Annotated in this window: 11 protein-coding genes; 2 read left to right on the top strand and 9 right to left on the bottom strand. The window is 58.8% G+C overall.

The genetic code is table 11. From position 1 onward, the window contains the following. Nucleotides 1-208: 208 nt before the first annotated feature. From J3489_RS33520 to J3489_RS33510, 3 genes are all read right to left on the bottom strand, one after another. Nucleotides 209-877: an MlaC/ttg2D family ABC transporter substrate-binding protein gene (locus J3489_RS33520; protein ID WP_207005106.1), complete on the bottom strand. Its 669-nt coding sequence runs from the start codon at nucleotides 875-877 to the stop codon at nucleotides 209-211. A gap of 209 nt (nucleotides 878-1,086) precedes the next feature. Beyond that, nucleotides 1,087-1,659 carry a DUF8737 domain-containing protein gene (locus tag J3489_RS33515; RefSeq protein WP_207005105.1) on the bottom strand — a complete coding sequence of 191 codons (573 nt, stop codon included), beginning with the start codon at nucleotides 1,657-1,659 and terminating at the stop codon, nucleotides 1,087-1,089. Nucleotides 1,660-1,703: 44 nt separating this feature from the next. Continuing rightward, the gene (locus J3489_RS33510; RefSeq protein ID WP_207005104.1) at nucleotides 1,704-2,804 is read right to left on the bottom strand and encodes an NmrA family NAD(P)-binding protein; all 1,101 of its coding nucleotides are present in this window, start codon (nucleotides 2,802-2,804) and stop codon (nucleotides 1,704-1,706) included. Nucleotides 2,805-2,948: 144 nt separating this feature from the next. Between J3489_RS33510 and J3489_RS33505 the strand changes: the two genes are divergently transcribed. Next, nucleotides 2,949-3,563, top strand: coding sequence for a TetR/AcrR family transcriptional regulator (locus J3489_RS33505; protein WP_309491468.1), 615 nt, complete (start codon nucleotides 2,949-2,951; stop codon nucleotides 3,561-3,563). Between the two features lie 170 nt (nucleotides 3,564-3,733). On the opposite strand, the gene J3489_RS33500 is transcribed toward J3489_RS33505, so the two are convergent. From J3489_RS33500 to J3489_RS33485, 4 genes are all read right to left on the bottom strand, one after another. Next, nucleotides 3,734-4,540: an aspartate dehydrogenase gene (locus J3489_RS33500; RefSeq protein ID WP_207005103.1), complete on the bottom strand. Its 807-nt coding sequence runs from the start codon at nucleotides 4,538-4,540 to the stop codon at nucleotides 3,734-3,736. Beyond that, a complete protein-coding gene (locus J3489_RS33495) occupies nucleotides 4,537-5,316 on the bottom strand; it encodes an alpha/beta fold hydrolase (protein WP_207005102.1) in 780 nt (259 codons plus the stop codon). The genes J3489_RS33500 and J3489_RS33495 overlap by 4 nt, the downstream gene beginning before the upstream one ends. 106 nt (nucleotides 5,317-5,422) lie before the next feature. Then, a complete protein-coding gene (locus J3489_RS33490; RefSeq protein WP_207005101.1) occupies nucleotides 5,423-6,454 on the bottom strand; it encodes a proline racemase family protein in 1,032 nt (343 codons plus the stop codon). 210 nt (nucleotides 6,455-6,664) lie between these two features. Continuing rightward, nucleotides 6,665-7,618 (bottom strand): 3-hydroxyacyl-CoA dehydrogenase, encoded by a 954-nt coding sequence (locus tag J3489_RS33485; RefSeq protein ID WP_207005100.1) that lies wholly within the window; start codon nucleotides 7,616-7,618, stop codon nucleotides 6,665-6,667. Nucleotides 7,619-7,764: 146 nt separating this feature from the next. Between J3489_RS33485 and J3489_RS33480 the strand changes: the two genes are divergently transcribed. Further along, the gene (locus tag J3489_RS33480; RefSeq protein ID WP_207005099.1) at nucleotides 7,765-8,670 is read left to right on the top strand and encodes a LysR family transcriptional regulator; all 906 of its coding nucleotides are present in this window, start codon (nucleotides 7,765-7,767) and stop codon (nucleotides 8,668-8,670) included. 272 nt (nucleotides 8,671-8,942) lie between these two features. Here the strand turns inward: J3489_RS33480 and J3489_RS33475 are convergent, their stop codons facing one another. Together J3489_RS33475 and J3489_RS33470 are read right to left on the bottom strand one after the other, a co-directional pair. Further along, complete coding sequence (locus J3489_RS33475; protein WP_309491467.1) at nucleotides 8,943-10,199, bottom strand: NAD(P)/FAD-dependent oxidoreductase; 1,257 nt, start codon at nucleotides 10,197-10,199, stop codon at nucleotides 8,943-8,945. Nucleotides 10,200-10,201: 2 nt separating this feature from the next. After that, entirely contained in the window at nucleotides 10,202-11,341 is a 1,140-nt protein-coding gene (locus tag J3489_RS33470) for a branched-chain amino acid ABC transporter substrate-binding protein (protein ID WP_207005098.1), read from the bottom strand. Nucleotides 11,342-11,423 lie beyond the last annotated feature (82 nt).

Genomic DNA, 11,423 nt, shown 5'->3' with positions numbered 1-11,423 from the left:
ATTCGAGTTGCGGCGCACGTTCCTCCTTACTCTGATCAGACATGCTGATCCAGGATCGGCGTGATGCGATTTTCCTCGTGGTGCATTGAGGACGTACGCCCGCTCGCTTGCGCCGGCACGGGAGGCCTGTGGAGCCCCCTCACTAAACAGGTTAACGGCTCCTCGGCCACGCACACGTCGAGACCTCCATCGATAATCCGCCGCGCGGTCACTGATTACCTGACGCAAGTTGCTTGTTGCGCTCGGTGAGAAACTGGATCAGCCCGTCGACGCCGCTTTGCTGGATCTTGTCGCTGAATTGCGTACGGTAGGTCTGGATCAGCCACGCGCCGAGCACGTTCATGTCATAGACGCGCCAACCCTGCGGTGATTTGTACAGCCGGTAGTCGATCTGCACTTGGCCGTTTTTGCCTGGCGCGATCGTGCGCACCACTGCGTCGGTGTCGCTCGACTCGGCGGGCGAAGGCGGGTACTTGAATTTCTGATCCGTGTCGATCAGCGTGAGCGCGCCGGAATACGTGTGGATAAGCAACTGCTTGAACTGCTCGACCATCTGGTCCTGTTGCTGGGGTGTCGAGGTGCGCCAGAAGCGGCCCATCGCGTACTGCGTGGTGCGGCGAAAGTCGACGTATGGGAGGATGTCCCGGTTCACGATCGTCATGATGCGCGGGATGTCGTCCGGCGTGAGGGCCTGCTGGCGCACCTCGTCCAAGATTTCCTGCGTCACGGTTTGGATGAGCGTCTGCGGGTCGGCCTGGTCGTCGATTTGAGCGGACCACGCGCGCTCAGGCGCGCAGAGCGACCCGATGCCGGCCGCAATGGCCAGCGATGCGACGAACGCGGAACGGACAATGGTGCTTCGACAGAAGTGCTTCATCGCAAACCTCGAGTCCGAGAAGAGCCCGGTAGACCGCCCGAGCGGTGACGGCACGGTTCGTGCGGCGCTTCGCTGCCCACGCGGCGCCGCTGGCATACCAAGTGCCCGATGGATTGCGCGGGGTGTCCGGGGGCGGTTCCGCCAATTTATCGAGACGGCCCCTATTATCGTCTTTGACACGAGCTTTTGCTTGCGCGCCTCCATTGCCGTCAGCCGGCTGCTGGTCTTCGCGAGGTCGTTGCATCGAACATGGGCTCTCCACTTGATAGCCCTTCGCCGGGCTGCCGGCTTTCCGGCATTGTGGACTGACTTTGATGTTGCAGAAGAATCCGGAAGACGAGTCCGTGCGTGATCAGCAGTAGCGGTACAACGAGAGTCGGAATGAAGTAGGTGGCGCCCAACTGCCCCGCCACGAGCCCAGCATCATTGGCCTGATAGAACGCGTTCAAGAGATCCGCTAAGCCCCACCAGTTGAAGATCCATGCGATGACAATGCCAACCCCGCGTGGCAGCGATACCAGCGAGAGCACCGCGAGTGTCGCCGCAACGAGGTCCCCGTAGGCGGCGGAATGCGCGAAGGCAGACGGCAGCTCGGGCGACACGACGCCTGGGACGAGGAATGCCAACCCAATAAAGCGGAAGCTGTGCAGGACGAGAAGAGGCCGCAGCGCTTCGGCCCGCCGCAGGAGGCGGAGTTTTGGCCAGATGTAGCGCTTCGCGACGATTCCCCACGCGCTGAAGCTGAATGCGATGCTAACGAAAAACCAGAGTTGCGGCAGCATGAGTCTCTCCTTAGGTTCGAATTTCCGCGATCTACTGTGAGAATTTAAGCGCGCAGCGTGCTTAGCTCTTTGATCACAGCGCCACGCTCCGCGTGAGGCATGGCATGCTCGTGCAGCCAGACCTTGGACTCAGGCGCAAGCTGCGGCTCCGACGGGAACGGACGGCGCAGTTCACGGTCGTAGCGGTCGAGATTGAAGCCGGGGCTGAGCGGGGCGATCACGAACTGCGCGAACTCGCGAAGCCAATTGCCGAAGGTCGGCTGGTTGCGGGGCAGCGCCGCATAACGACGGGCGATCGTCTCGAAGTCCTCAGCAGGGCGGCCGGTCACATCGAGCACGTCCGTGTTTGGCGCCCCCAGCTCGAAGGCGCCGCGCTTGTGATCGTCGATGTAGTAGCGAATGCCACTGAACTCATCGATCGGGTAGCCGCTCAGCCGTGCGGCCTTCATGAACAGCCAGGTCGGGGTTGGCGCGACCTTAACTGATCGCCCAACGGCTCGGCCGATGGCCTTGGCCATGTCCTCCGCGCCGAGAAGCCGCGGTCCGGTGGGGCGGTAGCTTTTTCCGGCGTGCCGCGCAGGATCCATCAGCGCCGCGACGGCGACTCGCGCGATATCTTCGTTGGAAGGTGGCGCGTTGCGGCTATTACCGAAGATCCAGGGAAAGATGCCGAGATGCGCGGACAACCCAATCGTCACCAGGTAGTCATCAGCGAAGAAGCCTGGGTTGACGATCGTATGCGCGACTAGAGGCATCATCGAGAACAATCGATCGACGAGCCAGTGCTGGCGGGTCATGAGGGCCGGATGCGAGGGGCTCGACAGCCATTGGGTGAGGCCCACGATGTGTTCGAGCCGGGATTCCCTGGCGGCGACGGCGAACACGACGGCGCCCTGAATCATGTAGGGATCGAAAGGCGGACAATAGTAGGCGCGCTGAACGTCCGTCAGCGCGTCGGCGACGCGCTCGACATCACTCATGTCGGCGACCGCGATCTCAGCCCCCTGCGCCTGCAGCCGCGCGCTGCGGCCGTCTTCTCGGTGCACCATAGCGCGCACGGGATAGCCGGCCTTCAGCAGTTCGGCAACGACGACGCTGCCTGTCTTCCCGGTCGCGCCGGTCACGAGGATCCTTGGCTTGAGCATGATAGCCTCCTAGCAGTCGTGGTACCCGTAAGTACCATAAGGTTGCTTCAGTATGGTACTATGCGGTACCGAATGTCAAGGGAGACGATGATGACCACGGCATCGCTGTCAAAGGAGCGTCAGGAAGGCCGCGACGAAACTGAGGTGCGCGCGCGCATCCTCGATGCAGCCTTCGCAGCGTTCATGAAGAGTGGCTACGCGGCGGCCAGCACGCTTGAGATCGCCACGCGCGCGCGCGTTTCGAAACGAGAACTGTACGCGCTGGTGGGCAACAAGAAGGAAATGCTAATCGCATGCATCAGCGCGCGCGCCACGCGACTGCGGGTACCCGCTGACTTGCCCGTGCCGCACGATCGCGACACCCTTGCGCACATATTGACTTCCCTCGGGATGCAGCTCGTCCGCGAGATAACCGATCCAACGGTCATTGCGGTATTCCGACTGGCGATCGCCGAGGCGGTCCACGCGCCCGAGGTGGCGCAAGCGCTCGACTCCATAGGGCGCGAAACGAGTCGTGCCGCCTTGCGTCAAATCATGGCCCGGGCTCAGGCATCCGGACTTCTCAATGGCCGTCCTGCCGAACTTGCCGAACAGTTCGGCGGGTTGCTGTGGGGCAATTTGATGGTCAGCCTGCTGCTCGGCGTCGCCGAGCGGCCGAACTCACGCGAAGTCGCGGCACGTGCCCGCAACGCCACAGATGCGTTTCTTCAACTTCATCCGCACCCGATTAGCGCTACGATGCCCCGTAAGCACATCTAACGCATGGATGATCCGTCTGATGCCGCGGCCACATCTCGCTCTGTGCTGCGCCGGTAGTACGGCTCAACTGGACTGACTTGGCACAACCGAAGCGAAATGCGCACTGCGGACGCTTTAATGCGGGCTTCTACTGCAAGTTGCGGCGAGAGCTTCCGCTCCAAAACCTTCAACTACGTCTCCAAGTGCATACCCAAGAGCTTGTCGACGACGGTTGCCTGCAAGCTGAGTGCCGCAAGCCACGATGTCTTCGGGTTCTCAGGAGATGGTTCGTTTGAGGTATTAACCCGCAGTTCCCCGCTCCGTCCTTTTGCGTAAATCTCGTGGCAGTTTAGTCGGACGGTAGGGTCTGCGATCAACGTGACGGTCGTCTTTTCAAAGCCCACTCCGTGAAGAGCAATGGTGGCTGCGACGTTTGCGTTCTGAGGGTATTTCAGCGCAGCCTGCTCGGCCGTACCAGTGAAAATAACCGTCGGGCTCGTCAGGACATCAAGGTCGATCTCCTGTGCAGCAGCCGTCCCATGCCACGCTTTCGGAGGTTTTCTCCCCGTATACCTCACCTCTGAAAGTCCACTGCGCGCGGCTGCAGACAACGCGTCGATACCTCCAACGGCCCCAGCGATGGGTATGAGCCGCGAGCCACCTACAGCAGTAGCTTCACTCACCGCACGGCGAAGCTGACGGTCCGCCAGCGCCCCAATCGAAGAAAGCACAACGTCAAAGCCCTCCCTAAGTACCTGCGGAACGACGCTCGATACAGCGTGATGCCCGGCGCACTCGACTACCACGTCAGGGCGCCATGCAACGAGCTCATCGATACGCCTCAATCTCCCGTACGGTCCTCCTTCAGGAAAATCTGGCGTTTCTCGTCGGTCCAGGAATGCGATCTCGTCGACATAGTCTTTCGTCAGAGAACCCACGAAATTACGACCGATCGCCCCTGCGCCGATGACGGCGATTCGAAAACGTCTAATGCTCATACCCGTCTCATGAATGTAAGCAAATTACGCACGTAATCCTGCGTCGCGACCTTGGGGAAAAAGTGGCCGCCGGCCATTTCGATTAGTCGAGAGCCCGGTATGAGCGATGCGAGTTCCCTGCTGTGCTCGATTGGTACAACCATGTCATCGCTTGCACCTATGACCAGCGTTCGAGTATCGAGCTTATGCAACTCGTTCACTCGTGAATATCCCAACAGCATGTCGATTCGGTGCGCCACAATTTCTGCATCTGCCCGATGCAGACCGTCGAACGCCGGCTCGTTCGCCTCCGCGATCGATTCGTTGTAGAAGGCGTTCGGGTAGGCGAGCAGATCGGACACGACGCCATATGCCGCGCTTCCGGCTTTGAGCAGCACTTGTTTGCGCAAAGTGAAGCAGTCCCGGAACCGCGCGTCTGGGCGCGCCCATCCGCCGCTCAACACTAACTGCTCGCAACGCCCGGGCGACTCCAGAGCGATTGCTTGAGCTACGAGGCTACCGGTCGAATGCCCAACGATTACGGCGCGCGGAATATTGAGCGTGTCGAGGACGTCCAGCGCCGCAGCGACGACGTTGGGAATGCTCTGCACATCTATACCCTTGCTGGCGCCTATTCCCGGGTGATCGAACGTAATCACCTGGAAATCGCCGGAAAGGACCTGCATGACGCTGTGCCAAAAGGAGCCGCGTCCACCAAGTCCGGAGATGAGGAGTACGGCTGGGCCCTCCCCGGCGGTCTCCCCCGCAACTCCGACATCGGTTACGAACGATCTCATTCCTGATCCTTTCAGAATAAAGTTTTCTCCTTCGACGCCTTTTGTGTTTCGATAATGCTTATGATGACCTCCTGAAATCGGGTTTTAAATCCCAGAGCTCTTGCAACTAGCTCTGAGGGAAACCCTCTCCCCACGTATCGCTTACCATGAAGCCCGAACCGAAAGGATCATCCGGATCGACACCAAGCTGTTCCACGCTATACAGCCAACCTCGCCCTTCAATTCTCGGCAGTACCGCCGGCTTTCCGTTTATCTCGGTACGACCAAGCAGTTCTACTTTGAATTCGCTTCCAATGGTCGAACGAGAGACGAGGCGACTGCCGACGTCCGCCAAACCGCGCGCTGCGAGCGTGGCCAAATTGGCGGAGCTGCCGGTGCCGCATGGCGACCGATCGATCCGGCCGGGAACGAGGGTCGTGCACGTCTGATAGGTATCGTCAGTGACTCGGTTGCGAAACATAACGTACGCAATCTTGTTGATTTTCGGGTAGAGCGGATGCCGTACGGCCACGTGCGCATTCACAATATCTGCGAGCTTTACGCCTAGATCAGCCAGCCGGCGCGCATTCTGTGGAGTGATGTCCAGCCCAACCTGGTCCACATCGACGAGCGCGTAGTACACCCCCCCAAAAGCAATGTCGACCTTGATCTTCCCGAACTCTGGCGTATCGATCTGAACGTCAAGCTGCTCTGCGAACGCCGGCATCATGTCGAGCGAAATGCTCTCGCAGCGACCGTTTCGACATTTCGCTCGTGCGGTAACGAGACCGACCGCTGTGTCGAGAACCACGGTAGTCTCGGGCTCCTGCATTGGGACGATCCCAAGTTCCAACAGCGCCGTCACAACACAGATGGAATTACTGCCCGACATCGGATGTGCTTTGTCCGCCTGCATGACGAAAAAGCCTGCGTGAGCGTCGGGCCGCGTCGGAGGTAAAAGAAGATTCACAGACATCTGCAAGCAGCCGCGAGGTTCGAGCACGACTAGCCGACGAAGGCTGTCGTCGACCTCATTGATGTAATTCATCTTGTCGAGTACGGTCTCGCCGGGAATAGTGCCGACTCCCCCTGTGATCACCTTTCCGATCTCACCTTCACAGTGCACACCGACCACCTGTAAAGTTTTCTTCCAACGCATGATTTACCTCGAACCAATTGGTGTGTCCTTGCCGGCCACGAGAATCGATACGCGCTGAAGAGCGCGAAGTCGACCTTGGGGGTGCGGCCCGAAACCAGGTCACCGATCATCCTCCCGGCGGTCGCGCCAAGCGTCAGCCCTAGCTGATCATGTCCCGCAGCAAGCAAGACGTTAGGTAACCTATCTGGCCACAGCTCCGACCACCGCCACTTAGGCTTGGTCCTCCAATTCGATCCGCAGCCGCTTCAGCATGGCCACGCGTCGATCACGCCACGACCGCTTTGCTTCGATTTGATCGAGCGGCAACTTCTCGCGCATCAGCTCGGCAAGCTGGGCGATCAGAGATGGCGTAAGTACGGGTCCTGGTTCGCGTCGTTCGCTGGCCATGTTGTCGAAGATGTGCCCAAAGCGAGCAAGATAGTCCGCTATGCCACCCTGCGCGTTGAGGTCGACTCCCTCGAGCGGCCCGAGAAAGGCCCAACGAAGACCGAATCCGTCACTTATGAGCTTGTCAGCGTGAGCAGCTGAAATAACTCCGGATTCGATCAGCCTGAACATCTCGATCAGCAGCGTGCCTTGCATTCGATTCAATGCAAAGCCAGGAATCTCTTTTTTGACAAGTACGGGGGTTTGACCGACTGCTTCCAGAAGCGCGAAAACGCGGTCAACGACGGAAGGCGCGGTCCACGGAGCGGGGACGATCTCTGTCGCCGGCAGCATGTGGGGAGGTGTCGCCGGATGGACGATCACACAACGATGCCGATGTTGGAGATCTTCCGTGAACTGCGACATCATGATCGCAGACGTCGAGCTAGCAAGGATGCCTTCGGGTTTGGTCAGACGGTCTAGTTCACGGAAAAGACTGCGCTTGATCTCCACGTCTTCAGGAGCGGACTCCTGTACGAAGTCCGCATCCGCCAAAGCGTCTTTGAGTGCTGCATGCGTACTTACGCGCGACATGAGGTCTTGGGGCAAAGCAAAACCAGCGTTCTCGCTATCGCTCACAAAACGCGACAGCGTTTTGGATGCAAGTTCAAGTGCATCAGTGTTCGCATCGTAGATCGCCACACGGCGCCCCGCGCGGGCCCAGACCATTGCCCATGAACATCCAATAATGCCTGCGCCGACAATAGCGACGTTCAGTTTTTGGCTGGCAGCTTGCATATGCGCAAAAGATTTGTAACGTTGCGACCAATTCTAGATAGCAGACATTTTGCAAACAATCGCTAAATTTTGACTTGTATTCATGAAATAATGAACGCAACCAGCAGTCTTTGAAGATGAGATTTGGGGCTAGAGGCAGGCATTCTGTGGACAAAAGTAGCGAACTGTATGTATTTGCGGCGGTGGTAGCGCACGGCAACTTCGTTTCGGCGGCCGAAAAGTGCCGGCTGACACCATCGGGCGTGAGTCGCAAGATTTCGCGCCTAGAGGATCGGATGGGCGTCAGGCTGTTCGTCCGCACTACGCGCCGGCTCTCTCTGACTGCACAGGGCGAATTCTTCTATTCCAAGATCAAGCACCTTGTGGAGGAGATCGAGGCGGCTGAGGCGGCAACTTCGCAAAGGCCTCAGGTCCCCCATGGCGTATTGCGCATTCGGTCTCCGGCTGCCTTTGTGGAGAGGCAACTTGTCCCGCTCATGCCCGAATTTCTGGCTCGCTTTCCAGAACTGAAAGTCGAGATTGTCGTCGGCGATGTGCCGGTCGAGTCGGAAGATCGGAGCGTTGACCTCGCGATCCGCTCGGGGCTCGCACCATCCGAAGATCATCTGAGCATCAGGCTAGCGACCAATCCTCTCGTCATCTGCGCATCGCCCACCTATCTTGAGAGGCATGGAAAACCGGAACGTCCAGAAAGTCTGGGGCGGCACAACTGCCTAACTATGGACGGACGGGGCGTAACCCAAGCAGAGTGGATGTTCCGTGAGGGACAGCGGCGCTTTTCTGTGTGGGTCAATGGAAATCTGGGCAGCGTAGGTACGGCCGTCCACACGGCAGCACTTTCCGGCGTCGGGATCGCCCGCATTCCTCAATTCCTAGTCGAGCAGGACGTACGTGAGGGCCGACTGGTCAGATTGCTCGCGGACTATGCGCCCGACGATGGCCGCTCCATTTATCTCGTGTACATGACAACAGACAATTACTCCGTCAAGTGCCGCGCTTTGGTCGACTATTTGTTGGAGAAGTTCGAGCCACAGCCGCCGTGGATGCGGTGACCCTGCGGTGAAGGTCCGCGGCAAGGCTCTTCGGGCACTCCGCGATACGGTCAAGAAATTCACTGTCCTCCCGAGCGAGATTGTTCTTCTCAATGGCGTCGGCAGCTCAGGGGCAAGGTACACCGGCGAGGATCTCGACGTGCGGCATAGGTATCTCTGCTGTAACAAGGAATGAAGCGGCGCGTTGGGTCGCCGGATCGCTGCGTGAGCAATCCGTTGCCGAAGAGCGAACCCCAAGCCGAATAGGTGTAGTGGTGGCGGCGGATATTGGGCTAGAACCGCTTAACGGAGAAGGGCTCGAGCGGAACTCCAGGTGCCGCCCCGCCTAGAATCCCCGCGACAAGCTTACCTGTGGTCGCGGCTTGAGTTAGTCCGAGATGACCGTGCCCGAACGAATAGACAATCGCGTCATGGCTTGCCGATGGGCCGATCACGGGTAGCCCGTCCGGCGTCGATGGGCGGTGCCCCATCCAGCGCCGCGCATTCTTGTCGCCAAGCCCTGGAATAAAGCGCTGCCCCAAGGTCAGGAGTGCATCGCATCGTTTGTAATTCGGGGCTGCGCTCAACCCAGCGAATTCGGCCCCCCCACCAATCCGTATGCCAATGTCCAACGGCGTGGCGACAAAGCTTCGCTCACTGAAAATGACTTCGCGAGACAGCGAGACGTCCCCTGCGTCAACTGTCGTGTTGTAGCCTCGCTCGCTTTCCAGCAGCACCTTGTCACCAAGGCGTTTCGCAATCCTCGCCGACCAGGCGCCCATCGCCACAACGACGCGACTTGCATTCAGAGACCGCCCGTCCGTCAGCGCCACCGAGACATTCCGCGGGCCGTGCGGGGTAACGTGTGCGACATCCCCTTGGACCAGAGTCACACCCATTTCTGTGACTTTACTGCGCAATGCCTCTACGATCCGCTTGGGATCGGCCACATGCGACCAATCGGGCAAAAACAGCCCGCGTGGAAATACAGGTGCGAGTGATGGTTCGAGTTCTTTGATTTCACTGCCGTCAAGCGGTTCAAACTCAACGCCCAGATCGGCACGTAGCTTCCATTCGGAAAGCGCCGCCCGATATGACGTCTCCGATTCGAAAACTACAAGCGCGCCGCGTTGATACAGCCACCGCCCCGCGCCAATGTCGTCAAGCATTGGAAGAAGATCGTCATACACGCGCATGTTCAGGCTTGCAAGCGCCTTTGCCGACGCATGGACACGATGCGGCCTGCTGGCGAGCATCAACGACCAGAACCAAGGAAAGGACTTGACGAAATGCGCAGGCCTCAAACCGAGTGGACCCAGTGGATCCGTCAGCATCTGCACCAGCTTCAGGGGATTGGGCATCGTGATAGGCGTGCTCTCGGTCACCCCTATGCCGCCCGCATTGCCGTGCGACGCGCGGTCACCTTCGAAGTCACGATCAATGATCGTCACCGTGATGCCTTCCCGCTTAACCGCCCAGGCACAGGCAAGCCCCACAACCCCTGCTCCAAGGACAACAACATCCGAGTTGCCGCGCACTCCGTTACTCACGTTCAGTTCTCCTCGACGTCCTTCGTCACCCACTTCCCACCCTCTACTTTGTAGATTGTGACAACGGGGTGCTTGAGGTCACCCTTTTGATCGTACGTGAAGTCTTTTGTCGTGACAGTCTGTTCGTTTGTCGCTTTGAGGACCGGCAGGTATTTCACCGGGTCCGATGAGCCTGCCTTGATCATAGCTTGCATCATCACGAGGGCCGCGTCGTAGAAGTACGGCGAATAGGTACCTGGCTCCATATTGAACTTCTTCTGGTATGCCGAAATGTATTTCGCGCCACCCGGCATCCGCTCGGTCGGCAAACCAGCCAGCGAAGCGTAGGTGCCATTGGCCGAATCGCCCGCGACGCTCAGGAATGTCGTCGACTTCGACATGTCACCTGATGTGTACGTCGTCTTCATCCCGAGACTGCGCATCTGCTTAACGAGGGGAGCCGATTGCGCATCCGCACCTGCAAAGAAAAGTACGTCGGGCTGCATCGACTTGATTTTCGTAAGCGCTGCCCGGAAATCCACGGCCTTGTCGTTCGTGAATTCGTGGTCAATGACCTTGCCGCCGGACGCTGTGACTGCCTTAGTGATCTGGTCGGCGAGGCCCTGACCATACGCTGTACGGTCATCGATGATCGCTACCGTCTTCGCGTGCAGCCCTTTTACGATATAGGTACCCATTGCAGCTCCCTGCTGATCGTCCGCGGTCATCGACCGGAACGTCGTCGCGAAGCCTTGACGCGTAAAGACGGGGTTGCTTGCCGTGGTGATCTGCGGAATGTTCGCTCGCGCATAAATGGCCGACGCCGGGATAGAAGTACCTGAATTGAAGTGACCGATCACACCCTTGACACCGTCGTCAACGAGGCGCTGTGCGACGGTTGTACCGGTCCGTGGATCCGCCTGATCATCGGCCGAGTCGAGCACGAACTGAACCTGACGCCCGTCGAGCACGGGCTTGGTCACGTTGATTTCGTCTATCGCGAGTTGGACGCCGTTCTGAATATCTTTTCCGTATTGAGCCTGCGGGCCCGTCAAAGGCCCCGCAAATCCGATCTTGACTATGTCACCTTCCGCCATGGCGTTCGCGATCGGTGCCAGGGTGCATGCTAAAGCCAGCATGCCGTTCAAAGCGCTCTTATGCATTTCGGATGCTCCTGCTGGTTATAAGCCAAACCAATTTATATGTAGTACTACGCAAACACCGTAATAAGATTAAGACAAACAA

The organism is Trinickia mobilis (assembly GCF_017315705.1).
Taxonomy (GTDB): Bacteria; Pseudomonadota; Gammaproteobacteria; order Burkholderiales; family Burkholderiaceae; genus Trinickia_A; species Trinickia_A mobilis.
Note: the sequence above shows the minus strand (reverse complement) of the source record. Positions and strands in the feature narration are given on the sequence as shown.

Bases quoted from the DNA above. Each gene is read 5' to 3' on its own strand.
- J3489_RS33520 (WP_207005106.1), bottom strand. From the start codon at position 877: ATGAAGCACTTCTGTCGAAGCACCATTGTCCGTTCCGCGTTCGTCGCA.
- J3489_RS33515 (WP_207005105.1), bottom strand. From the start codon at position 1,659: ATGCTGCCGCAACTCTGGTTTTTCGTTAGCATCGCATTCAGCTTCAGC.
- J3489_RS33510 (WP_207005104.1), bottom strand. From the start codon at position 2,804: ATGCTCAAGCCAAGGATCCTCGTGACCGGCGCGACCGGGAAGACAGGC.
- J3489_RS33500 (WP_207005103.1), bottom strand. From the start codon at position 4,540: ATGAGCATTAGACGTTTTCGAATCGCCGTCATCGGCGCAGGGGCGATC.
- J3489_RS33495 (WP_207005102.1), bottom strand. From the start codon at position 5,316: ATGAGATCGTTCGTAACCGATGTCGGAGTTGCGGGGGAGACCGCCGGG.
- J3489_RS33490 (WP_207005101.1), bottom strand. From the start codon at position 6,454: ATGCGTTGGAAGAAAACTTTACAGGTGGTCGGTGTGCACTGTGAAGGT.
- J3489_RS33485 (WP_207005100.1), bottom strand. From the start codon at position 7,618: ATGCAAGCTGCCAGCCAAAAACTGAACGTCGCTATTGTCGGCGCAGGC.
- J3489_RS33470 (WP_207005098.1), bottom strand. From the start codon at position 11,341: ATGCATAAGAGCGCTTTGAACGGCATGCTGGCTTTAGCATGCACCCTG.